General features: G+C 73.1%; 21 protein-coding genes and 1 riboswitch. Of the genes, 8 read left to right on the top strand and 13 right to left on the bottom strand.

What is annotated here, in order from left to right; genetic code table 11:
* Nucleotides 1–103: 103 nt before the first annotated feature.
* From mmsB to AC0VYM_RS26905, 4 genes are all read right to left on the bottom strand, one after another.
* Nucleotides 104–1,030, bottom strand: a complete 927-nt coding sequence (gene mmsB / locus AC0VYM_RS26890) for a 3-hydroxyisobutyrate dehydrogenase (protein WP_475456726.1) — start codon at nt 1,028–1,030, stop codon at nt 104–106.
* Complete coding sequence (locus AC0VYM_RS26895) at nt 1,027–2,118, bottom strand: enoyl-CoA hydratase/isomerase family protein (protein WP_475456728.1); 1,092 nt, start codon at nt 2,116–2,118, stop codon at nt 1,027–1,029. Before AC0VYM_RS26895 ends, mmsB begins: the two co-directional genes overlap by 4 nt.
* Complete coding sequence (locus tag AC0VYM_RS26900; RefSeq protein WP_475456730.1) at nt 2,118–3,260, bottom strand: acyl-CoA dehydrogenase family protein; 1,143 nt, start codon at nt 3,258–3,260, stop codon at nt 2,118–2,120. Before AC0VYM_RS26900 ends, AC0VYM_RS26895 begins: the two co-directional genes overlap by 1 nt.
* Nucleotides 3,257–4,756, bottom strand: coding sequence for a CoA-acylating methylmalonate-semialdehyde dehydrogenase (locus AC0VYM_RS26905; RefSeq protein ID WP_475456732.1), 1,500 nt, complete (start codon nt 4,754–4,756; stop codon nt 3,257–3,259). Before AC0VYM_RS26905 ends, AC0VYM_RS26900 begins: the two co-directional genes overlap by 4 nt.
* Nucleotides 4,755–4,901: riboswitch (adenosylcobalamin (AdoCbl) riboswitch) on the bottom strand. (Overlaps the previous gene by 2 nt.)
* Nucleotides 4,902–5,033: 132 nt before the next feature.
* Between AC0VYM_RS26905 and AC0VYM_RS26910 the strand changes: the two genes are divergently transcribed.
* A complete protein-coding gene (locus tag AC0VYM_RS26910) occupies nt 5,034–6,293 on the top strand; it encodes an MFS transporter (protein ID WP_475456734.1) in 1,260 nt (419 codons plus the stop codon).
* Between the two features lie 38 nt (nt 6,294–6,331).
* On the opposite strand, the gene AC0VYM_RS26915 is transcribed toward AC0VYM_RS26910, so the two are convergent.
* The gene (locus AC0VYM_RS26915) at nt 6,332–6,931 is read right to left on the bottom strand and encodes a TetR/AcrR family transcriptional regulator (RefSeq protein ID WP_475456736.1); all 600 of its coding nucleotides are present in this window, start codon (nt 6,929–6,931) and stop codon (nt 6,332–6,334) included.
* Between the two features lie 481 nt (nt 6,932–7,412).
* Between AC0VYM_RS26915 and AC0VYM_RS26920 the strand changes: the two genes are divergently transcribed.
* Both AC0VYM_RS26920 and AC0VYM_RS26925 read left to right on the top strand, forming a co-directional pair.
* A complete protein-coding gene (locus AC0VYM_RS26920) occupies nt 7,413–8,516 on the top strand; it encodes a WD40/YVTN/BNR-like repeat-containing protein (protein ID WP_475456738.1) in 1,104 nt (367 codons plus the stop codon).
* Nucleotide 8,517: 1 nt separating this feature from the next.
* Nucleotides 8,518–8,802 carry a MoaD/ThiS family protein gene (locus tag AC0VYM_RS26925; protein ID WP_475456740.1) on the top strand — a complete coding sequence of 95 codons (285 nt, stop codon included), beginning with the start codon at nt 8,518–8,520 and terminating at the stop codon, nt 8,800–8,802.
* A 114-nt stretch (nt 8,803–8,916) separates the two neighbouring features.
* On the opposite strand, the gene AC0VYM_RS26930 is transcribed toward AC0VYM_RS26925, so the two are convergent.
* Nucleotides 8,917–10,164, bottom strand: coding sequence for a DUF418 domain-containing protein (locus tag AC0VYM_RS26930; RefSeq protein ID WP_475463261.1), 1,248 nt, complete (start codon nt 10,162–10,164; stop codon nt 8,917–8,919).
* A 297-nt stretch (nt 10,165–10,461) separates the two neighbouring features.
* Here AC0VYM_RS26930 and AC0VYM_RS26935 point away from each other — a divergent pair, with 297 nt between their 5' ends.
* The 3 genes from AC0VYM_RS26935 (at nt 10,462) to AC0VYM_RS26945 (ending at nt 13,504) form a co-directional block, all read left to right on the top strand.
* Entirely contained in the window at nt 10,462–11,685 is a 1,224-nt protein-coding gene (locus AC0VYM_RS26935; RefSeq protein WP_475456742.1) for a sensor histidine kinase, read from the top strand.
* Nucleotides 11,682–12,356 (top strand): response regulator, encoded by a 675-nt coding sequence (locus AC0VYM_RS26940; RefSeq protein WP_475456744.1) that lies wholly within the window; start codon nt 11,682–11,684, stop codon nt 12,354–12,356. The genes AC0VYM_RS26935 and AC0VYM_RS26940 overlap by 4 nt, the downstream gene beginning before the upstream one ends.
* A 134-nt stretch (nt 12,357–12,490) precedes the next feature.
* Nucleotides 12,491–13,504, top strand: coding sequence for a zinc-binding dehydrogenase (locus AC0VYM_RS26945; protein WP_475456746.1), 1,014 nt, complete (start codon nt 12,491–12,493; stop codon nt 13,502–13,504).
* Between the two features lie 21 nt (nt 13,505–13,525).
* Here the strand turns inward: AC0VYM_RS26945 and AC0VYM_RS26950 are convergent, their stop codons facing one another.
* A complete protein-coding gene (locus AC0VYM_RS26950; protein WP_475456748.1) occupies nt 13,526–15,055 on the bottom strand; it encodes an SDR family NAD(P)-dependent oxidoreductase in 1,530 nt (509 codons plus the stop codon).
* A 175-nt stretch (nt 15,056–15,230) separates the two neighbouring features.
* On the opposite strand from AC0VYM_RS26950, the gene idi reads away from it, so the two are divergent.
* Both idi and AC0VYM_RS26960 read left to right on the top strand, forming a co-directional pair.
* Nucleotides 15,231–15,782, top strand: a complete 552-nt coding sequence (gene idi, locus AC0VYM_RS26955; RefSeq protein ID WP_475456750.1) for an isopentenyl-diphosphate Delta-isomerase — start codon at nt 15,231–15,233, stop codon at nt 15,780–15,782.
* Between the two features lie 109 nt (nt 15,783–15,891).
* Nucleotides 15,892–16,581 carry an HAD family hydrolase gene (locus AC0VYM_RS26960; protein ID WP_475456752.1) on the top strand — a complete coding sequence of 230 codons (690 nt, stop codon included), beginning with the start codon at nt 15,892–15,894 and terminating at the stop codon, nt 16,579–16,581.
* 4 nt (nt 16,582–16,585) lie between these two features.
* On the opposite strand, the gene AC0VYM_RS26965 is transcribed toward AC0VYM_RS26960, so the two are convergent.
* From AC0VYM_RS26965 to AC0VYM_RS26990, 6 genes are all read right to left on the bottom strand, one after another.
* Nucleotides 16,586–16,885, bottom strand: coding sequence for a DUF6221 family protein (locus AC0VYM_RS26965; RefSeq protein WP_475456754.1), 300 nt, complete (start codon nt 16,883–16,885; stop codon nt 16,586–16,588).
* A gap of 96 nt (nt 16,886–16,981) precedes the next feature.
* The gene (locus tag AC0VYM_RS26970; protein ID WP_475456756.1) at nt 16,982–17,848 is read right to left on the bottom strand and encodes a glutamate ABC transporter substrate-binding protein; all 867 of its coding nucleotides are present in this window, start codon (nt 17,846–17,848) and stop codon (nt 16,982–16,984) included.
* Nucleotides 17,849–17,907: 59 nt separating this feature from the next.
* Complete coding sequence (locus AC0VYM_RS26975) at nt 17,908–19,470, bottom strand: hypothetical protein (protein WP_475456758.1); 1,563 nt, start codon at nt 19,468–19,470, stop codon at nt 17,908–17,910.
* A 9-nt stretch (nt 19,471–19,479) separates the two neighbouring features.
* The gene (locus AC0VYM_RS26980; RefSeq protein WP_475456760.1) at nt 19,480–20,175 is read right to left on the bottom strand and encodes an FHA domain-containing protein; all 696 of its coding nucleotides are present in this window, start codon (nt 20,173–20,175) and stop codon (nt 19,480–19,482) included.
* 8 nt (nt 20,176–20,183) lie between these two features.
* The gene (locus AC0VYM_RS26985) at nt 20,184–21,533 is read right to left on the bottom strand and encodes a vWA domain-containing protein (protein WP_475456762.1); all 1,350 of its coding nucleotides are present in this window, start codon (nt 21,531–21,533) and stop codon (nt 20,184–20,186) included.
* Nucleotides 21,517–22,830, bottom strand: a complete 1,314-nt coding sequence (locus AC0VYM_RS26990; RefSeq protein ID WP_475456764.1) for a PP2C family protein-serine/threonine phosphatase — start codon at nt 22,828–22,830, stop codon at nt 21,517–21,519. Before AC0VYM_RS26990 ends, AC0VYM_RS26985 begins: the two co-directional genes overlap by 17 nt.
* Nucleotides 22,831–22,846: the final 16 nt, after the last annotated feature.

Genomic DNA, 22,846 nt, shown 5'->3' on the forward strand with positions numbered 1-22,846 from the left:
TCCTCCCTTAGACCGGTGCGCGGGCGGACGCGGGCGCACTCGGGCGGCGGGCGGACGCGGGCGGCCCGGGCGCCCCCTTCGGGTCACCCGGGCCGCGTCGGACTCACTCGGTGACGGGCTCCGCCCGGCCGGAGCGCTCGCGCACCGACTCCACGATCGCGGAGAAGTCCCGGGGCTCCCCGTCCAGGCCGTCCACGAAGGCCCGGTAGACCTCGGCGGCCCGGCCGCCGATCAGCGCCTCCACCCCGGTCTCCTCCAGCGCGTTGGCCGCCAGCCCGAGATCCTTCGCCATCAGCGCGGCCGCGAACCCCGGCCGGTAGTCGTTGTTGGCCGGACTGGTCGGCACCGGACCCGGGACCGGGCAGTACGAGGTGAGCGACCAGCACTGCCCGGAGGCCGTGGACATCACGTCGTACAGCGCCTGGTGGGTCAGGCCCAGCCGCTCGCCCAGCACGAACGCCTCGCTCACGGCGAGCATCGACGCGCCCAGCACCATGTTGTTGCAGATCTTCGCCGCCTGGCCGCCGCCCGGGCCGCCGCAGTGCACGGCACGGCCGCCCATCACGTCCAGCAGCGGCCGCGCCGTGGCGAGGTCGGCCTCCTCCGCGCCGACCATGAAGGTGAGCGTCCCGCCCTCGGCCCCCGCCACGCCCCCGGAGACGGGGGCGTCCATGGCCCGGTGCCCGGCCTCGACGGCCGCGGCGTTGGCCGTGCGCGCGTCGGCCACGTCCACCGTGGAGCAGTCCAGGAAGAGCGTTCCGGGGCGGGCGGCGGCCAGCAGGCCGTCCTCCGGATCGCCGCCCCGGTAGGCGGCGAGCAGGTGGCGGCCGCTCGGCAGCATGGTGATGACGACGTCGGCCCCGGCCACGGCCTCGGCGGCGGACGCGGCCACCCGGACCCCGGCCCCGGCGGCCCGCTCCAGTGCTTCGGGCACCAGGTCGTACCCGGTGACGTCGTGCCCGGCGGCGACGAGGTTGGCGGCCATCGGCCCGCCCATGTTGCCGAGTCCGACGAAGGCGATCGCGGTCACCGCGCACCCCCGTCGGTCGTGGCGGCCGGTTCGGCGAGGCCGACCGGTCCGTCCGGGGCGGGCGCGAAGGCGCGGTCGACGTCGGCGTCGGTGACCTCCGCCAGCGTGGCCGGGGACCAGCGCGGGTCACGGTCCTTGTCGATCACCTGGGCGCGGATGCCCTCCGCGAGGTCGGGCCAGGTCAGCGCGGCCGTGGACACCCGGTACTCCTGTTCCAGGACCTCCTCCAGGGTGGCGAGGCCGCGGGCCCGGCGCAGCGCGGCCAGGGTGGTCTTCACGGCGGTCGGGGACTTGGCCCCGATGGTGTCGGCCGCCCTCGCCGCCTCCGGGTCGCCGTGCGCGCGCAACCGCGCCACGATCTCCTCGGCGGTGTCGGCGGAGTAGCAGGCGTCGATCCACCCGCGCAGGGCCTCCAGGGGCGCGGCCGGGACGATCTCCGCGAAGCGGCCCACGGCCTCGGTGACGTCGGCCTCCGTTCCCGCCTCCGAGAGCGCGGCCACGAGGTCGGGCAGGCGCTCGGAGGGCACGTAGTGGTCGGCCATCCCGGTGTACACCGCGTCCGCCGCGCCGATCGGCGTCCCGGTGAGCGCGAGGTGGGTGCCGGTCTCGCCGGGCGCCCGCGACAGCAGGAAGGTGCCGCCGACGTCGGGCACGAACCCGATGGTGGTCTCCGGCATGCCCACCTTGGAGCGTTCGGTGACCACGCGGACCCCGCCGTGCGCGGAGACCCCCACGCCGCCGCCCATGACCACGCCGTCCATGAGGGCCACGTAGGGCTTGGGGTAGCGGGCGATCTGCGCGTTGAGGTGGTACTCGTCCCGCCAGAAGTCGGCGGCCTGGCTGTCGCCGTTCACCGCGCTGGCCCGGATGGCGCGGATGTCGCCGCCCGCGCACAGACCGCGCTCCCCGGCGCCGTCGAGCAGCACCACCGCCACGCCCTCGTCCTTCTCCCAGGAGGTGAGGGCGTCCGCGAACGTGCGGACCATCGCGTGGTCCAGGGCGTTGATGGCGCGCGGCCGGTTGAGCGTGGCGCGGGCGAGCGCGCCCTCCACCCGCAGCAGCACCGTGGCGTCGTCTTCGCCGGTCATCAGGCGGCCCCGGTGAGTCGTCGAGCGATGATGAGGCTCATGATCTCGTTGGTCCCTTCCAGGATTCGGTGCACCCGCAGGTCGCGCACGATCTTCTCAATGCCGTACTCCGTGAGGTAGCCGTACCCCCCGTGGAGCTGGAGGGCCTGGTCCGCGACGGTGTACCCGGCCTCGGTGGCGAACCGCTTGGCCATCGCGCACAGGTGCGCGGCCTCGGGGTCCCCCTCGTCCAGGGCGCCCGCAGCCCGCCACAGCAGGGAGCGGGCGGCCTCCAGGTCGGTGGCCATCTCCGCGAGCCGGAACCGGAGCGCCTGCGCGTTGATCAGCGGGGCGCCGAAGGCCTCACGGCTCCCCAGGTAGGCGGTGCTGCGCTCCAGTGCGGCCAGGGCGCCGCCGAGCGAGCAGGCGGCGATACCGAGGCGGCCGCCGTTGAGCCCGTTCATCGCGATGCGGAAGCCGTCGCCCTCGGCTCCCAGGAGGCGGTCGGCGGGCAGCCGGACCCCGTCCATGAGCACCTGGCGGGTGGGCTGGGCGTTCCAGCCCATCTTGGCCTCGTCGGCGCCGAACGACACCCCCGGGTCGTCGCGGTGCACGACGAACGCGGAGATCCCGGCCGCGCCGTCGCCTCCGGTCCGCGCCATCACCACGTACACCTCGGAGACGCCCGCGCCGGAGATGAACTGCTTGGACCCGGTGAGGACGTAGGAGTCCCCGTCGCGGACCGCCCGGGTGCTGAGCGCGGCGGCGTCCGAACCGGCGCCGGGTTCGGTGAGGCAGTAGCTGCCCAGGGACTCCATGGAGCACAGGCCGGGCAGCCAGCGGGCGCGCTGGTCGGTGTCGCCGTAGCGGTCGACCATCCAGGCGACCATGTTGTGGATGGACAGGTACCCGGCCACGGACGGGCAGCCGGTGGCCAGGGCCTCGAAGACCAGGGCGCCGTCGAGCCTGGTCAGGCCGGTGCCGCCGGTGTCCTCGGAGACGTAGAGGCCGCCCATGCCGAGTTCGGCGGCCTTGCGGAGCACGTCGACCGGGAAGTGCTTGGTCTGGTCCCAGCCGACGGCGAACGGTGCGAGGTGTTCGTCCGCGAACCCGCGCGCGGTCTCGGCCAGCGCGCGCTGTTCGTCGGTGATCGCGGCGGTCACCGGACGACCGGGATCGTGAACTCCGCGCCCTCCTTGACCCCGGAGGGCCAGCGCGAGGTGACGGTCTTGGTGCGGGTGTAGAAGCGGATCGAGTCGGGTCCGTGCTGGTTGAGGTCACCGAAGCCGGACCTCTTCCAGCCGCCGAACGTGTGGTAGGCGACGGGCACCGGGATGGGCACGTTGACGCCGACCATGCCGGTGTTGACGCGCTGCGAGAAGTCGCGGGCGGTGTCGCCGTCCCGGGTGAAGACGGAGACGCCGTTGCCGTACTCGTGCTCGCTGGGCAGGCGCAGGGCCTCCTCGTAGTCGGCCGCGCGCACCACGCACAGCACGGGGCCGAAGATCTCCTCCTGGTAGACGCGCATGTCCGGGGTGACGCGGTCGAACAGGGAGGCCCCGGTGAAGAAGCCGTCCTCGTGGCCCCTGACCTTGAGACCACGGCCGTCGACCACCAGTTCGGCGCCCTCCTCCACGCCCAGGGCCACGTAGGCGTCGACGCGGTCCAGGGCGTCCCTGGACACCAGCGGTCCGAAGTCGGCGTCGGGGTCGTCCGAGGCGCCCACGGTCAGCCCGGCGATGCGTTCGGTCAGCTTGGCGACGAGGGCGTCGGCGGTCTCCTCGCCCACGGGGACCGCGACGGAGATGGCCATGCAGCGCTCGCCCGCGGATCCGTACCCGGCGCCGATCAGGGCGTCGGCCACCTGGTCCAGGTCGGCGTCGGGCATGACGACCATGTGGTTCTTGGCCCCGCCGAAGCACTGGGCGCGCTTGCCGTGCGCGGTGGCGGTCGAGTAGACGTACTCCGCGATCGGGGTGGAGCCGACGAAGCCCACGGCGGCCACGCGGGGGTCGGTGAGCAGGGTGTCCACCGTCTCCTTGCCGCCGTTGACCACGTTGAGCACGCCCGGGGGCAGCCCGGCCTCCAGGAAGAGCTCGGCCAGCCGGAGCGGGACCGAGGGGTCGCGTTCCGAGGGCTTGAGAATGAAGGCGTTCCCGCAGGCCAGCGCGGGCGCGGCCTTCCAGAGCGGGATCATCGCGGGGAAGTTGAACGGGGTGATCCCCGCGACCACGCCCAGCGGCTGGCGCAGGGAGTGGACGTCGATCCCGGCCCCGGCGTTGTCGGAGAACTCGCCCTTGAGCAGGTGCGGGATCCCCGCCGCGAACTCCACCACCTCCAGGCCGCGCTGGAGGTCGCCGTGGGCGTCGGCCACGGTCTTGCCGTGTTCGGCGGACAGGGCGCGGGCGATCGACTCGCGCTCGGGCTCGACCAGCTGGAGGAACCTGAGCAGGACCCGTGCCCTGCGCTGGGGGCTCCAGGAGCCCCATGCGACCTGTGCCTCCTCGGCGTCCGCGATGACCGCCTCGGTCTCCGCCCGGTCCGCCAGGGGGACCCTCGCCTGGATCCGGCCGCTGCTGGGGTCGTGGACGTCACCGAAGCGGCCGCTCCGGCCCGGGACGTTCCTGCCATGCACGAAATGCGTCAGCTCGCTGACCATGCGTGTTCGCTCCATCCTCGTGGACCACACGAATCTCGGGCCGCGAGCGGTGGCCTGACTTCCGGGTGTTCGCCCCGGTCACAGTGGCGGGACCGCGCTGGATTCGCACCAGCTTCCCCGCTCTCGGCACCCTCACCATATAGTTGGACGTCCTACTAAATCCAGCCCCCCACGCGACACGTCTCGGGGCCCGGCGGCCGTTAGCGTGAAGCCGTGTGCCGGTGCCCCGCTCGGGAATCGCCCGAGACACCGGCTCGGGAAAGTCGGTGGTCCCCCCGTGTCCGACTCCACGGCCCGGGCGTCGAACGCGCCGCTCGGCGGACGCTTCCGGGCCTTCTGGTCCGCGTCCCTGGCCTCGAACCTGAGCGACGGCGTGGCGATGATCGCCGTACCGTGGCTGGCCTCCTCCCTGGCCCCCGACAACGCCGCGCTGGTGGCCGCCGTCGCCACCGCGGGCCGACTCCCCTGGCTCCTCCTCGCGCTGCCCGCCGGGGTGCTCGTGGACCGCCTGCCCCGGTTCACGCTGATGGTCTCCGCCAACGCGCTGCGGCTGCTGCTCTGGGCGCTGCTGGCCCTGGTGGTGTCCTCCGGGTGGGCCTCGATCCCCCTGCTCGCGGCCTTCGCGTTCTGCTTCGGCGCCCTGGAGGTCTGTCACGACACCGCCGCCGAGACCACGGTGACCGCGCTGGTCCCCAAGGAGAGCCTGGAGCGCGCCAACGGGCACGTCAGGTCCGGGGCGATCGTGGCGCAGGAGTTCGCGGGGCGCCCGCTGGGCGGGTTCGTGCTGTCCCTCGGCCTGTTCGCCCCGTTCCTGTTCAACGCCGCCGCGCTGCTGGTGTCGGTGGCGGCGCTCCTCCGGGTCCGCGCGACCACCCCCGCGACCCCCGTCAGGCGGGCGCAGCGCGGCGTGTGGGGCGACGTGGTCGAGGGTGTCAAGGCGCTGTGGAACCAGCCGCTGCTGCGCGCGGTGGCGATCATCGCGGTGTTCGTGAACACCGCCTACGCCACGCTGCTCTCCACCCAGGTGCTGTTCGTCCGGGACGTCCTGGAACTGGGCGCGGCCGGGTTCGGCCTGCTCATGGCCTTCGCCGCGACCGGCGGGGTGGTCGGCGGACAGGTGGTCTCCCGACTGCGCCCGGTCCTGCCGCACGGAACCCTGCCGACGCTCTGCCTGGCCGGGAGCGGGCTCCTGTACCTCGTGGTGGCCCTGTTCCCGCTCACCCCCGTGGTCGCCGGGGTGTACTTCCTCAGTGGGGGCCTGGTCCTGGGTTACGGGGTCGCGATGACCTCCCTCCGCCAGCGCCTCACCCCGGACCACCTGCTCGGACGCGTGAACGCCGCCATGCGCACGGTCAGCTGGGGCATGAGCGCCGTGGGCATGGCGGCGGGCGGTGTCCTGGTGGCCGCCCTGGCACCCACCCTGGGCCAGGCTGACGCGCTCCGTGTCCCCTACGCACTGGTGGGCGCGGTCAGTCTGACGGTGGTGGTGCTCTTCGGCCGCGGGCTCGTCGGTCTGGTGCGCGAGCACGACCGGTGAGCGCGGGATCGGGGCAGGAGGGTCGCGCCCCGATCCGGTCAGTCCCCGGACACCCCGAGGGTGCGGAGCATCCCGTGGGCCTCGTCCACGTGGGCGGGGTAGGCCTCGGGACTCTCCGCGAGCCGCATCGCCGTGAGGTCGCAGGCCATGGCGGTGTGGGCGGCCAGAACGGCCACGTTCTCCGCCGCGCCCGCCTCGGTCAGTGCGGCGGCCAGGCGGAGCGCCCGCTGCTGCCGAGTGAGCAGGTAGCGGGATCTGAGATCGATGCTCTCCCTGAGGAGCCGCACGAGCACGGCGGAGTGCGCGGGAGACAAGGAGGTGGGTCCACTGGCGTCCGCGGCCTCACGGAGCAGGGCGAGCGCGTCCGCGAGGCCGGTCCCCGGCTTCAGGTCCGCGCGTTCCCGCACGTAGGAGCACATGCGGTCCACCTCGGCTCCGTCATCCGCGAACAGCACCTGCTGTTTGTCGCCGAAGTACCGGAAGAAGGTCGTGCGGCCGACCTCGGCGCGTTCCGCGATGGCCGCGACCGTCACGTTGTCGAATCCGTGTTCGGCGAAGAGTTGGAAGGCTGCTGACACGATCGTGGCCCTCGCCTTACGGCGTTTGCGAGCGTGGAGCGTGTCCGGGGGGTGGTGCATGAGGCGACCCTATCGAGTGGGAACCCGGTTCTCGATGGTACGCGGGACCGGCCATTGGGACGGTGGTCCCGAAACGGACCGAGAGACCGAAGGAGCGGGATGTCTTCCGGGCTGGATGACGGGATGTGACCGGCGTTCCGGGGCCTGGGGGGGAAGCCTCGGAGCGAACACCGGTAGCCCGGGAGTTTATTGCAAAGTGATCTGGTACCGACAACCGCCTTCCACTCGCCGCAGAACCCTTGCCCGGAAAGGGTTCCCTCCTCACGGAAGTTATCCCTCCAACAGGGCCACCATTTCCCCGAGGGTCGAATTCTCCACCCACGGTAAATCGTTCGGGTTCCTAACTATTCACTTCCCGAGACGTCCGGAACCCTCTCCTGACGCCTCCTTGACACTCCCCGCACCCTCGCCCCCGTGGCTCCCGGCGTTCGCCGCACCCCTGTGCCAGAGTGGAGACCTGGCTCACATCTTGGAGTTCGTCATGGCATATCTCCTGGTCATCGGCACGCGCAAAGGACTGTTCACGGCCCGGAGCGAGGATCGGCGCGCATGGGACGTGACCGGACCGCACCGGCTCGACGAGGCCAACGACGCCGGGATGAGTCCCGTCTACACGGTCGGGATCAACCCGCACACCGGACGCCTGCTCGCCGGTACGGAGAGCTGGCACTTCGGTCCGAGCGTCTGGCACAGCGACGACCTCGGCGCCACCTGGACCGAGCCCCCGGCCCCGCCCATCGCGTTCCCCGAGGACACGGACGGTTCACTGACCCGTGCCTGGCAGTTCGCCTTCGGCGCCGACCCCGACACCGTGTTCGCCGGGGTCGAGCCGCACGCCCTGTTCAGGTCCTCGGACGGAGGTGACAGCTTCGAGCTGGTCCGCGCGCTGTGGGACCACCCGCACCGGGTCAACTGGATGCCCGGCGCCGGCGGGGCCGCCATCCACACGGTCCTGCCCGGCACTCTCGGTGTGGGCCGACAGTCGCCCGAGGCGATCACCGTGGCCATGTCCACGGGGGGTGTCTACCAGACCGAGGACGACGGGGCGAGTTGGACGCCGACCAACCGGGGTATCTCCGCCGGGTTCCTCCCGGACGAGGAGCCCGAGTACGGCCAGTGCGTGCACAAGGTCGCCGCCGCCCCGGACGGCTCGTTCTACGCGCAGAACCACCACGGCGTCTACCGCAGCGCCGACCCCGCGGCAGACGGGTGGAGCCGGATCGAGGAGGGTCTGCCCACCGACTTCGGCTTCGCGATCGTCGCCCACCCGCACACCCCGGACACCGCGCTGAACTTCCCGGTGATCAGCCAGGAGGTCCACCTCCCGGCGGAGCACCGGCTGGGCGTCTACCGCACCGACGACGGCGGCCGGACGTGGCGGGCGATCAACGAGGGCCTCCCCCAGGAGCCGTACTTCGGCATCGTCCTGCGCGACGCCGCCTGCACGGACGGGGCCCGGGTGCCCGGTTTCTACTTCGGCACCCGCTCCGGGGACGTCTACGCGACCACCGATGACGACGACCGCTGGCACCTCGTCACCGCCCACCTGCCCGACGTCCTGTGCGTGCGGGCCACGGAGGTGTGAGATGCGGGTGACCGTGCACCTGACCAGCGTGCTGCGGGCCGACGCCGAGGGCGCCACCCACGTTCCCGTGGAGGTCGAGGACGGAACCGCGCTGCGCGGCGTGCTGGACGCGCTGGCCGCGATCCACCCCGGTCTGGATCGCCGGATCAGGGACGAGCAGGGCGCCCTGCGCCGGTACGTGAACGTGTTCGTGGACCAGGACGAGTGCCGCTCCGTGGGCGGCCTGGACGCCGTGGTCCTCGACGGATCGGACGTCCGCCTGCTGCCCTCGGTGGCCGGGGGCTGAACGACCGGGGGCTGAACGACCGGGGGCCCGCACCGGAGGACGTGCTCCGGCACGGGCCGACGGAGAGAGGCCCCGCGGACGGACGTCCGCCGCGGGTCGCCTCCCGGCTCCCGGTCAGGGGGTGGAGCCCCCGGCCGGGTCGGCGGTGTCGTCGTGGGTGCCGGAACCACCGGAGGACGTGGCCCCTGTGGTGCGCGGAACCGTCTCCACGGGACCGGTCGGCACGGGCGCGGTTCCGCCCTGGTGCGCGTACCGCGGGCCGGTCACCGGCGAGGGCGCGGACGCGACCGTCTCCGGGGCGCGGCGCATCGGCATGGGGCGCAGGTAGGTCAGGCTGCGCCAGATCCACTCCAGCGGCCCCAGCCTGAAGCGGCCCAGCCACCAGCGGGCGAACAGGACCATCACCGCGAAGTAGGCGGCGGCGATCCCGTACTGCGCCAGGATCGGGATCCCGCCCTCGAACGGCTTCATGGTCAGCAGGAACACGGCGGTGCTGCCCAGGTAGACGGTGAGCGTCATCCGTCCCAGCGGGGCCAGGGCGCCCAGGGCGCGCGCGCCGGTGCGGCCGCGCCGCACCAACCACCACACCAGGCCCAGGTAGAACAGGGCCCCGCCCAGTCCGCCGAGGGCCGCCCCGAACGAGGTCATCATGTCGGAGCCGGGGTGGATCACCGGCATGCCGTCCGCGTTCATCACGGGGATGCCCTCGGCGTCGAACTCCATGGGGAAGAACAGGTCGGAGCCGAACAGGGCCAGCAGGCCGAGCGCCTGTCCCAGCAGCCCCGTCCAGATCATGCGTGTGGGGAGACGGGTGGGGTCGTCGGCGTGCGCCGGGTCGAGTTCGGGTCTGCGGGCCAGCCAGACGCCCACGCAGAAGAACCCGAGGGTCTGCGGTACGAGAGTCACCAGGATGTCCAGTTCGTGGCCTGGCAACACCGAGCGCAGCCCGTACTCGATGACCGGGGCCGTGACGAACAGCGCCCCCGCGAACCACAGCGGCCGGTTCCCCGAACCGGCCAGCAGGAACGGCATCAACGGAGCGAGCAGCAGCGCGGCGAGCGAGTAGTGGACGAGGATGTCGCCGGAGAACACCAGCACGTGCGGCACCCCGAAGAGCAGCCCCAGGAACACGTAGCGCCGCGCCATGAGGGCCATCGGGCGTCCCCCGCGACGGGTGGCGGCCCGCCAGGCCAGGACGGCGCCGACGCCCAGCAGCACCATGAGCAGCGCGCGGGCCTTGCCGGACATCAACAGGCCCATCGCCCCGTCGACGACCGAGGCGAGCGTGCTCTGCTGGACGTCCCCGGAGCGCTCGGCGGGGAAGACGACGACGGTGACGTTCATGGCCACCACGCCGATCATCGCGAGTGCGCGGGCGACGTCCAGGAAGGCGACCCGTCGTGCGGGGCCGCCGTCGGGCACACCCCCTGACGGTGCGGTGGCCGGGGACCCGGCCGGGGTCGATGCGATGGTCACTGGTTCCTCCCTCATGGTCACGGAACCAGCGTCCCCCGGCGGCCCCTCACCGCGCATCGACCGAACGGCCGAACCCCCACGGGCCCGGGGTCAGCCTTTTGGCCCATCCCCGCCCCGGCCCCGCCCCCGCTTCGTCCCTTTGACTGATGTACGGCCGCCGGGCCGCGCCCTAGCCTGGTCAGCATGCACCACTTCTCCGCTCTGACCAGGCCCTTGGCCACCGCTGACGGTCGTGCGCGGGCACTTCGCTCCCTGGTGGCGCTCGCCCTGCCGGCGGGGGTGCTCGTGCTGTGGCTCATGGACCTGCGGTCGGCGCTGCGCATCCCGACGCTCCCGGACTGGATGGGGCCGCCGACCTCCGCGATGGACCTCGCGGGCTGCGTCTCCGGTGCACTCTGCGTGCTGCTCGTCGCCCTGGTCGCGCGCCCCTCGGCCGGTCCGCGCGCCACCCTGGCCGCCGGGGTCGTCGCGCCGGTGGCCGTGACGGTCGTGTCGGTGCTGCTGTGGCCGCTGCCCAAGGGGATGTTCGGCTACCCGATCATCATGTCCGAGGCCGTGGGCATGCTCGTGCTCCTGGCCCTGGCCGCGTACCGCTGTCGCGGCTGGCAGGTCGTCGTGGTCATGATCCTGACCTTCGTCGCCGTCTACTCCGACTACCTGAGGGACCCCTTCAACCTCGACCCGTCCACCGCGCTGCTCGCGATGGTGGCCGGGCTGGCCCCCGGCCTGTACCTGCGCTGGCGCCGGGCCGAGCGCACGGCCGACGTGGAGCGGGTCCGGGCGGCGGAGCGGCTGGCCATCGCCCGCGACCTGCACGACGTGGTGGCCCACGAGGTCACCGGGATCGTGGTGCAGACACAGGCCCTGCGGCACATCGCGGAGCGCGACCCGGGAGCGGTGCGGGCGGCCCTGCCGGAGATCGAGGCGGCGGGCACCCGTGCCCTGGAGTCCATGCGGGGAATGGTCACCCGCCTGCGGGACCCGGGCGAGGCCCCGCTGGCCCCCGGACCGGCCGAGGGGCTGGACGCGCTCGCCGCCCCGGCCGCGCCCGGACGGCCCGAGGTGGCCGTGCACGTGTCCGGACCGGTCGCGGACCTGCCTCCGGAGGTCGGCACGGCGGTGCTGCGGATCGCCCAGGAGTCGGTGACCAACGCGCTGCGGTACGCCCGGGGCGCCACCCGGGTGAGCGTGGTGGTGACGGCCCAGGACCGCGAGGTGGAGCTGCGCGTCCAGGACGACGGCCGGGGCGCCGGGATCCCGGTGGGCGGCGGCCACGGGCTGGTGGGCATGGCCGAGCGCGCCCGCCTCCTCGGTGGCGAATTGTCCGCAGGACCCGACGGCGTGGGGCAGGGTTGGACCGTGCGGGGAACCATCCCCGCCCAGCGCGGAGGGGAAGGTCGGGGTTGACGACAGGGGCGACGACGGGGTCGACGATTCGGGTGCTGCTCGCCGACGACCAGCAGATGGTCCGGACGGGTTTCCGCTACATGCTCGACGCCGAGGACGGGATCACGGTGGTCGGGGAGGCCGGTGACGGCCTCACGGCGGTCCGGCTCGCCGAGGAGCTGCGCCCGGACGTGGTGCTCATGGACATCCGGATGCCGGGGATCGACGGGCTGGAGGCCACCCGTCGACTGGCGGGGCCGGGGGTGGCCGACCCGCTCCGGGTGGTCGTGGTGACCACCTTCGACCTCGACGAGTACGTACACGCCGCGTTGACCGGCGGCGCGGTCGGGTTCCTGCTCAAGGACGCGGGCCCGGTGCTGCTGATCGAGGCCGTACGGGCCGCCGCGCGGGGCGACGCGATGGTCTCTCCGCAGATCACGGTGCGCCTGCTCCAGCACTTCGCGACGGCCCGGGCACCCCGGCGGGACCACACCGGGGGCGGGCTGACCGCGCGTGAGCTGGACATCGTGCGGACCGTCGCGCGGGGTCTCACCAACACCGAGGTGGCGGCGGAGCTGCACGTCACGGTGAGCACGGTCAAGACGCACCTGGCCCGCGTCCAGGAGAAGCTCGGTGCCCGCAACCGGGTGGAGGTCGCCGCCTGGGCGTACCGGAGCGGGCTCATGGACTGATCCCCGCCCGCTTGACGAAAAAGTGAGCGGGTTCTGACCCGTGAGGTCCGTGTCGCCCCCGAGGGCACACCCACACCAACCGTGATGATCGGTGAGGAAATGGGCACCTGCGACACGACTGCGAGGAACGACCTATGGCCACCATGCGCGCGGCCCGGCTAAACATCACCGACCGGACCCTCACGGTCACCGACGTCCCCCGCCCCGCGCCGGGCCCCGGCCAGGTCCTCGTCCGGGTCCGCGCGGCGGGCGTGTGCCTGTCCGACGTCCACCTCATCGAGGGCTCCCTGACCCCCCTCCACCTCAAGGGCGACACCGTCACCCTGGGCCACGAGGTGGCCGGGGTGGTCGAGGAACTGGGCCCGGAGGTGTTCGACGTCGGTGTCGGGGACCGGGTGGCGCTCCAGGCCGGGGAGTACGACCGGCACGGCCGACTGCTCACCCGGGGCGTGGACTACGACGGCGGGTGGGCCGAGTACGCGGTGGCCGGCGAGTCCACCCTGGTGCCCCTACCGGACGGGCTGCCCTTCGAGCAGGCCGCGATCATCCCAGACGCCGTCTCCACGCCCTGGGCCGCCGTCACCGCCACCGGTGACGTGCGTCCGGCCGAGGCCGTGGCCGTGTGGGGCGTGGGCGGGCTGGGCGCGCACGCCGTCCAGCTCCTGCGCATGGTGGGCGCGGCGCCGATCATCGCCGCCGACCCGGACGAACACGCGCGTGCCCGTGCCCTGGACTACGGGGCGGACGTGGCGCTGGACTCCACGGCGCCGGACTTCCTCACCCGGATCGGTCAGCTCACCCACGGGCGCGGACTGGACGTCGCCTTCGACTTCGCGGGGGTCCCGATCGTGCGCGAACAGGCCGTCCAGGTCCTCGGTGAGCACGGGCGCCTGGTCCTGGTCGGGCTGACCGACAAGCCGCTGGAGGTCCGGGACGGCACCCGGTTCAGCTACCTGCGCCAGCAGGTCCTCGGCCACTACGGGTCGGAACCGGAGCACGTGGTGCAGCTGGTGGACCTGGTCCGGGCGGGCCGCCTGGAGTTCAGCCGCTCCGTCAGCGGGACGTTCACCCTGGAGGAGGCGCCCCAGGCGGTGGACCGGCTGGAGAGGCGGATCGGCGCGCCGGTCCGCCTGGTCCTGACGCCCTGAGGCGCCGGACCCGGCGGGCGGCTACCAGTTCGAGGGCCGGTAGTCCTTGAGGAAGCAGCCGTGCAGGTCCTCCCCGAGCTCACCCCGCACGATGGGGTCGTACACGCGGGCCGCGCCGTCCTCCAGGTCGAGGGGCGCGTGGAACCCTTCGGCGGCGATCCGCACCCGGTCCGGGTGCGGCCGCTCGTCGGTGATCCACCCGGTGTCCACGCTGGTCATGAGGATGCCGTCGGTCTCCAGCATCTCCTGGGCACTGGTCCGGGTGAGCATGTTCAGCGAGGCCTTGGCCATGTTGGTGTGCGGGTGGCCGGGGCCCTTGTACCCGCGGCCGAACACGCCCTCCATCGCGGACACGTTGACGATGTACGTGCGCCGCGCGGAGGAGGCGGCCATCGCCGGGCGCAGCCGGTCCACCAGCAGGAAGGGCGCGCTCACGTTGCACAGCTGCACCTCCAGCATCTCCACGGGGTCGACCCCGCCGATCCGCTGGGTCCAGCTGTTGACCGGAGCCAGGTCCGGCACGAGACCGCCCGCGTCGATCGCCCCGGCCTGGTGCGCCCGGTCCGGGTGCGCCGCCCCGGTGGTCAGCGCCAGGGACGTGAGCATCTCGGGGGTCAGCGTGTGCGGCGCGACCTCGGCCACCTCGGACTCGGTGGCGCCCTCCAGCTCACGGGGGCGGACCCCGCCGAGCACCAGGGGTTCGGGCAGGCCCTCCCCGGTCAGCGGCTGGGCCTCGGCGGCGATCAGCGGGGCGTAGGAGCCCGGTGAGCGGCGCACGGTCTGCGCGGCGTTGTTGATCAGGATGTCCAGCGGCCCCTGTGCGGCCACCGAGTCGGCCAGCCGCACCACCTGGCCGGGGTCGCGCAGGTCGATGCCGACCACCCGCAGCCGGTGCAGCCACTGGTCGCTGTCGGGCATCGCGGCGAAGCGGCGCACGGCGTCGTTGGGGAAGCGCGTGGTGACGGTGGTGTGGGCGCCGTCGCGCAGCAGCCGCAGCGCGATGTACATGCCGATCTTGGCGCGGCCCCCGGTGAGCAGGGCCCGCCGCCCGGTCAGGTCGGTGCGGGCCTCGCGGCGCTGCCTGTTGAAGACGGCGCACTCCGGGCAGAGCTGGTGGTAGAAGGCGTCGACCTCCTGGTACTTCTGCTTGCAGACGTAGCAGGGACGGGCCTTGCGCAGCACACCGGCGAGGGGTCGGCCCCCGTCGTCACCGCCGACCTCCGCCGGACCCTCGTCCGCCTCGCCGTCCTCGCCGGAGGCCAGGGCGCGGCTGGTGAGCGCGCGCCCGTTGGTCTCGTCGTCGATCCGGTCCGGGGCGGCCGTGGCGGTGGCGGCGAACACGGCCTCGTCGTGGGCCCTGCGGGCGGCGTTGCGCTCCTTGCGCCGCCGCTCCTTGAGCGCCTTGAACAGTCGGGCGGTGCCCCGTTGGAGGGCCATGGAGTCGTCGTGGTCGGCGGGCAGCCCCTCCGCCTCGGCCAACACCTCCAGGCACACCCGAAGCCTGTCCGGGTCGATCCCGTCGACCGTGGTCCGCGTCACCGTTTCCGTCACCACTGCATCCCGCCGCTGTTCCTGGTGGCCTCCTGCCGGGCCATCAGGAACCCTATGCGCACTCCGGGACCGGACGGTCGGTGCGAACCGGTCCCCGGACCGGCGACCATGGGAGGTGAGCCAGCACTGGGAATCGACGCGTGGCGCCGGTGGCGCTGCGGGCAGGGGGAGATCCGTGAGCCAGCAGACGTCCGCCGGGGACGACGCGGGGCGCGAGTTCGTGGTCCTGCTGGACGAGGCGCACGAGCCGGTGGGGGTGGCCGACAAGGCCCTCGTCCACACTGAGGACACCCCGCTCCACCTGGCCTTCTCCTGCTATGTGCTGGACCCGGAGGGTCGGGTGCTGCTCACCCGCCGCGCCCTCGGCAAGACCACCTGGCCCGGTGTGTGGACCAACGCCTGCTGCGGCCACCCCGCCCCCGGGGAGTCCCTGGAGGAGGCGGTGCGCCGCAGGGTCCGCCAGGAACTGGGGATCGAGCTGACCGAGGTCACCGAGGCACTCCCGGACTTCCGGTACCGCGCGGTGTCGGCCGAGGGGATCGTGGAGAACGAGTTCTGCCCGGTCTTCTGGGCCCGGACCGAGGACACCCCGTCGCCGGACCCGGCCGAGGTCGCGGAGTTCACCTGGGCCTCCTGGCCGGACGTGGTCACGCTGGCCGCACGCACGCCCTGGGCGATCAGCCCGTGGGCGGCGGAGCAGATCCCGCGGCTCGACGCGGCCCCCTGAGTCCTCGGCGGGGCCGCTGCGGGACGCGTTCCCGGGCTACGCCGTCTTCTGGGACCGGGCGACGGGGTAGATACGGATCGCCCGCCCCCTCCGAGATGGAGCGCACCGTATGCCCCCTCACGCGCACGTCCCCGTCCGTCCCGCCGCCCTGGTCCTCGACGCCCTCGACACCCTCTTCCCCCTCGGACCGCTGGAGTGGCGCTTCCGTGAGGCGGGCATCCCCCGGGTGCTCATGACCCGCTGGTGCGACCACCTGCTGCGGGACGCGTTCGCGCTGTCCCTGCTGGGAGGTGAACGCACCTTCGAGGACGTGGCCCGGGGCTCCCTGAGGGATATCACCGGACACCAGATCGCCCCGGCCGCCGAGGACGTGATCATCGACGGGCTCACCCGCCTCGAACCCCGCCCGGAGGCCGCGTCGGCGCTGGAGGCCGCCCACCGGGCGGGTGTCCGGACGGCGGTGCTCGGCCACGGCGACGGCGGACGGCTCCGCCTGCTGCTGGAACGCTCCGGGCTTCCGCTGGAACCCCTCATCGGGGTCGGGGGCCCGTCGGCGTGGAAACCGGCCCGCGAGCCCTACCTCGCGGCCGCCCGTGAACTCGGGGTGCCCCCGGACCGGCTGGGCCTGGTCACGGCGCACGGCTGGGACGCGGCCGGGGGCCGCCGGGCCGGACTGGTGACGGGGTGGTCGGCGCACCTGGAGGGGCGCTTCCCGTCGGTCTTCCCCCGCCCCGACGTCGAGGGCCGGGACCTGGTCCAGACCGTGGAACGCCTCCTCGACCTCCCCGGTCCGGCCTAGGCGGTTACTCCTCCCAGCTCCGGTCGTACGCGGGGTGGCCCCGGTACACGGAGGCCAGGTACTTCACCGCGAGCCGCCAGGCCAGCAGCTCGGACCAGGGGTCGCCGCCGACGACCGGAGCCGGGGCGGAGGGGTCGACGATGCGCATGCTCGCGTCGTGCGCCTCGGTGTAGCCGCGGACGATCCCGCGTTTGGCCGCGACCTCGGCCAGAGCCCGCTCCCGCCCGCGTGAGCCCACGGGAACGGCCCTGGACGCGCGTTCGTCCTCGTCCAGGCGCGCGTTCAGGAACTCGACGATGGTCAACGGACAACTCCTCTTCTCTGCCCCCAAAGTCCCGTACGGGGTTCAGTATCCGGCAAACCTCCCCCTTCGGGCCACTCGGCGCAACCCTCCCACCCGTCACTCCTCCGGGCGTGGGCCCTCCTTGTCACAGCCCTCGAACTGGGGCACGGACATGACCAGATCCAGGTCGGTGTCACCGAACCACGCCTCCAGGCTGTCCTCGGCCTTGCCGCTCTGGAACATCCCGTCGATCGCCCTGTTCACGGCCTCGCAGCCCGCCACGTCGCCCTTGGGCAGGCCCACCCCGTACCTCTCCTCGGTGAACGGGCTGTTCACGAACTGGAACGCGTCGGGGTCCTCGTCCAGGAACCCGGCGAGGATGAGGTCGTCCGTGGACACCGCGTCGATGTCCCCGTCCCTGAGCTGGTCGACGCAGTCGCTGTAGGTCCTCGGTTTCTTGACCTCCTCGACAGCGACGTCGAACTCCTCCTGGACCCGGATCGCGGAGTTGGAGCCGTCTCCCTGACAGATCACCTTCCCCTCCAGATCCGCCACCCCCCGCACACGCCGGTCCCCCTTGCGCACCAGGATGTCCTGTTTGGCCACGTAGTAGGGGCCCGCGAAGGTCACCTGGGTACTGCGCGCGGGGGTGATGGAGTAGGTCGCCACGACCATGTCCACCTCCCCATTCCTCAGTTTCTCCTCACGCACGTCGGAGGTGATGGGCACGAAGTCGACGTCGCTGATCTCCAGCTCCTCGGCGATGTGGTTCGCCACGTCCACGTCGAACCCCCGGAACTCACCGCCGTCCTCCAACCCCACCCCGGGCTGGTCGGCCTTGACCCCGATCGTGATCGACTCCTTGTCGAGCAGGGTGTCCACGGTCGTCTCCCCTCCCCCCGCCGCCGAGCAGGCGGTCAGCGCCAGGATCGCCACGCCGGACAGAGCCGCCACGGCCCTGCCCCGGCCTCCTCGCAACCACATGGTCCCGTTCCTCTCTCGGGGGGCTTCCTCGCGCACGGACGGTTCCGCGCCCGCCGGGCTCACCGGTACTCCGCCAACCGGGGTCGGACCCCCGCCACGACCAGGGCGAACAGCGCCAGGGCGCCGAGGGGCAGCCCCCAGACCCACGGGGACAGGAGCGCCTGGCCCTTGCGGATGCCCTCCTCGTACTCGTTCCTGTGCGTCTCGGCCAGGGTGTCCAACGCGTCCTCGTGCTGGCGGAACAGCCCGTCCTCGGTGTCCGCCACCTCCATGCGGATACCGATGGCCCCCGCCGAGTCACCATCGGCGGCGGCCGCACGCATGCGCTCGTCCGCCTCCTGGACCGCGACGAAGGTGGTGAGCACTCTCCCGAGGGAGTCCTCCTCGCCCTCCAGCAGCGCCTCCTGGGCGTTCCTCCCCAGGTAGCCGAGGGTGCCGGGGTCTCCCTCCGGGTCGTCCTTGTCCGGCCCGCGAGGCCCGGGCAACGCCGGATAGGCGCCCGGGATCTCCCCGACCGCCTCGTAGTAGTTCGGCAACGTGCGGACGTTGCGGAACAGCACCTGCTGGGCCCGTTCCAGGTACACCTGTTGGTAGGTGTCGGCCCTCTCGTCGTCGATCAGGTACCGGCTCTGGTCGGCCTGCATGTCGGTGGCGATCGCCCCGGCCCGGGAGAGTGCCATGGCCGGGTCCAACCCGTCCTCCTTGGCGGCCACCTCATACCTCTCGCTGCCACCCAGTGCCAGGACGACCCCGGTGGTCAGCATCACCGCACCGGCCGTCGCCACCAGCAGGGCGACGTTGAACCGGCGACGGAAGCGCACCCGCAGGTAGAGCTGGAGGGCCAGGAGCGACCCCACCGTCACCGCACCGGCCGCGCCGACCCACGCGCGCCCGGACGTCACCGCCAACCGACCCTCCTCGTGGCTCTCGCGCACGATCGCCGACGACTCCAGCCCCAGGTTGAAGGCCTTGGGCAACAGTTCGGTGTGCATCAGTCGGGTGGCGTCCCGGTACGCCGCGAGCGCTTCGGGATCCACCTCGCCCGGCGGGGCCCCCGCAGCATCGTTGGCCTGGAGCGCCCGCTCGACCTCCTGGTGGTAGGCGCCGAGGTTGCTGAGGAGCGCGTGGACGTTCCTCTGGCCGTTGTCAGCGGCCCCCTCACCCGCGTCGTCGCCCGCCTCCCCCTCGACGGCCCCCTCACGCGGGTCCTCGCCCCTCGTCAGGGAGACCACCTCCAGGAGGACCTCGTCGGCCCTCTCCCGGTTGAGGTCGTAACGAAGCTGTGCGGCGTCGCGCCCGGAACCGAGGTCGCGGTCGGTGCCCATGAGCAGCATGTCCGCCACGCTGGCGTCCATGGCGGCCAGGTTCAGGTAGAGGCCCGTGGTGTTCAGGGCCTGTTGTCCGGCGCCCTCGCCCAGGACGGCCAGGCCGTCACGGGCCTGGTTGAGGGTCACCGTCGCGGAGCCGAAGAGTCCCGCGACGGTGACCACGCACAGCAGCGTCAGGGCCCACACCCGGGCGGGGGTGGTCCGCGCCGACGCGCGCACGCGCGGCCACCAGGCGCGGGTCCGCCGTCCGGGGGCCGGTGCGGGCGTGGGGTCGTGCTCGGGGTCGGGGGGCATCAACGGGGTTCACCCCTTCTGGATGATGATGACGGTCCATGCGCCGACGTAGATCCGGTCGCTGTCATTCAGGGGAACCTCCACGTGGTGGGGGATGGGGTTGGCCGTCCCGTTGATGGTGGTCCCGTTGGTCGACCCGGGGTCGAGGAGCGACCAGGTGCCACCGGGGCGAGCCAGCAGGATCGCGTGGATGTGGGAGATCGCGGGGTCGCCCGCGGGCCCGCCCAGGTCGATCTCGGGGGTGAACCCCCTGGACTGACTGCGCCGTCCGACGTGCACGCGGTCGCCCTGGAGGCTCACCCTGCGCGGCCTTCCCCCTGCGGGGAAGGTGATCCGGCTCGGGTCGAGCACGCCCTGGTTGACCATGTACTGGTAGTAGGCGGGATCGGCCGCGACGACGGCACGCCAGCGCGCGCCCGGGGCCGCGCCGTCGGGCGCGGAGCCCGGCCGGTGGTGGCTCCCGGACTGGGATGCGAAGTCGTAGCCGCACTCCTCGCAGAAGCGGCCCGCCCGGGAGGTGCCGCACTCGGGGCAGGGGCCTCCCCGGGTCGTCGGCCGGGGCCTGGGGGGCGTTCGGAGGGGTACGGGCGGGGTCGCGGTCGGGGGGTTGGCGGGGGGCGGCGCGAACGGTGCCTGGAGGCGCAGTCCGCAGGTGTCACAGAAGTCGTCGGCCGTGGAGTGGTGCCCTGATGGGCAACGCGGCATGGTCCCTCCTACCCGGGTCCGGGGTCGCCGCCGGGTCCCGGTTCGCCCGGGTGGGGTCGGGTCCGTACGGTCCGGGTCGAGTTGGTGTCGAGGGTCATCTCGTCGACCTTGTCGACACTGGGCCTGAGCCGGACCGTTCCGGTGGCCGCGTCGACGACGTCGACCACGCGGCCGAGGAGCCTCGCGGTCTCCTCGTTGCCCGACTCGTGTGCGAGTGCGACGGCGCGGCCCAGCCTGGTGGTGGCGGTCGCGTCGTCCCCCTCGCGACGGGCGTCGAGCCCGTCCTGGATCGCCTGGGCCAGTTCGACCTGGCCCGTGTAGTGGGCCACCCGGGGGTTGATCTCGGTGGCCCGGTCCTCGTCCGACGTCCATTCGGCGAGGATGTTCCCGGAGGCGAGGACCTGGTCCTGCGCGCCGCCCTCGCCGGGCAGCACCACCCGGACCCAGCCCGCGCGCAGCTGGCGGCCGGGGTCGCCCGGCGGCACCTCCACGCACACGTGGTAGTCGCGGCTCTCCGTCCCCCAGGAGCCGGTGGGGTAGTCCCCGGACCGCGCGACCCGCTCCACGGAGCGGTGGGTGAGGTCCTGGACGGTGGGCGCGACCTGCTTGACGTAGCGCACCACGGCGTTCGGCGGGGTCCACAGGCGCAGCGCCACGTCGGCCACCGCCTTGCCCATGGAGGCCTGGGCCATCGCCCGGAAGTCGGCTTCCAGGTCGGCGGGGTCGGCCACGATGCCGGGGCCGCCGCCGAGGAGCGCGGCGTCGACGCGGCGCAGTTCCTCCACCTTCCAGTCGGTGCCGACGCCCCGGCAGTCGCACACGAAGCTGCCCGCGACCCGCCGGAGGACCCGCTCGAAGACGTCGGGCACCTCGTTGTTCTGGCCGTCGGTGAGCAGGATGGCGTGCCTGATGCCGTCGCCCGCGGTGTCGAAGAGCTCGGCCGCCCTGAGCAGCCACGCGCCGATCCGCGTTCCGCCGTCCGCGCGCAGGCGTCCCACGGCCGCCAGGGCCTCCGCCCTGGTCGTGGCGTCCGCCTCCGCCAGGCGGGCGCTCTCGGGGTAGATCATCTCCGCCTCGCGGTGCCCGGCGACCACGGCGAAGCGGACCCCGTCGCGCAGGGTCTCGACGGCCGCGCGCGCCGCCCGCTTGGCGGCGTTGATCTTCTCGCCGTACATCGAGCCGGAGGTGTCGACGATGATCACCTCCGAGGCCCGCACGGACGCCCCCACGCGCACCGGGCTGTTCGAGGCCACGCTCACCACGGCGTGCACCTCGGTGCCGCCCAGGGGGAGGTACGGGTTCTGGTCGACCTCGACGCGGAACCCGGGCCCGGCGGTGCGTTCAGACCCGTTCGGCACGGGGACCCCCTTGGTCGGTGGGCACGGGGATGACGACGACGGTGATGTTGTCCTTGCCTCCGGCCTTCAGCGCGAGGCTGACGTAGGAGCGGGAGGCCTCCCACGGCGCGCCCGACGCCCCCGGCACCGCCTCGGCCAGGTCCCGGGCCTCCGGGTAGTAGTTCCAGAGGCCGTCGCTGCACAGCAGGATCGCGCCGGGGCCGGTCGGGGTGACCGTCGAGATGTGCGCGTCGATCTCCCCCGAGTCCGCTCCCATCCAGGCGATGAGGGCGTGGGCGTTGGCCGAGCGCATGGCCTCCTCGCGGGAGAGGGCACCCATCTGCACCATCGCCTCGCTCCAGGAGTCGTCCCGGGTGAGCAGGGCGGAGGCGCTGGAGGCGGGCCCGCCGGAGATCCAGTAGGCGCGGCTGTCACCGACCCAGCCGACCGTGACCGCTCCGGTGCGCGGGTCGACCACGGCGGACACGAAGGTGCAGGCCGGTGCGGAGCTGGGAGAGTCGGCGATCCCGGCCACCGCCTCGGCCGCGCGGGTCATCGCCGTGGCGGTGGCCTCACGCGGGTCGGCACCCTGGCGCACGCGTTCGACGAGCACGGTCGCGCCCGTCTCCGCGGTGACCCGGGACGCCTCGTCGGAGCGGGGGGAGCTGGAGACCCCGTCGCAGACCACGGCCACGACGGTCCCGGCGGCGTGCGGGGCGTCGTCCTCGACGACCCGGATCGCCATCGCGTCCTCGTTGCGTCTGTGCCGCAGTCCCCTGTCACTGACCCCGAAGGCGCGCCGGGTGCGCACCTCGACGTGGTCCCGACCGGTGGGCTGGAGGAAGCCGCACTTCTCGCAGTACCCGTCCACCACCCGACCGGGGCACCACACGCACGGGTCGGGGCCGTCCGCGGCGACCGGGTCGCCGCCCTTCGCGGGCGTCGGCCGGGCACGGGCGGTACCCGGCGGGGGCGGCGGTACGGCGGACACGGAGGCCCGGACCACCGGCTGGGTGGTCAGGGAGTCGGGCCTCTCGGGGACCGCGCCGTGCAGGCTCACCTGCGGCGCGGTCGGCGCTCCCTCCGACGGGACCAGGCCGGGTCGTTCGATCGTCACCGTCTCGTCCTCCGGGGAGACCTCCCTGCGGAACGTCCCGGACATGCTGGCCTGGGGCGCGGTGGGGACGCGGTCGGGCGTACGCCCCTCCCCCGCTCCGGAGCGCACGTCGGCCGGGAGGGTACGCCCGCAGCCCTCACAGTAGAGGTCGCCCTCCGAGACCGTGTCGGCGCAGGCAGGGCAGGTCCGTACCTTGGTCATCGCCGTTCCTTCACTT

This window comes from Nocardiopsis sp. iso_237 (genome assembly GCF_056173345.1).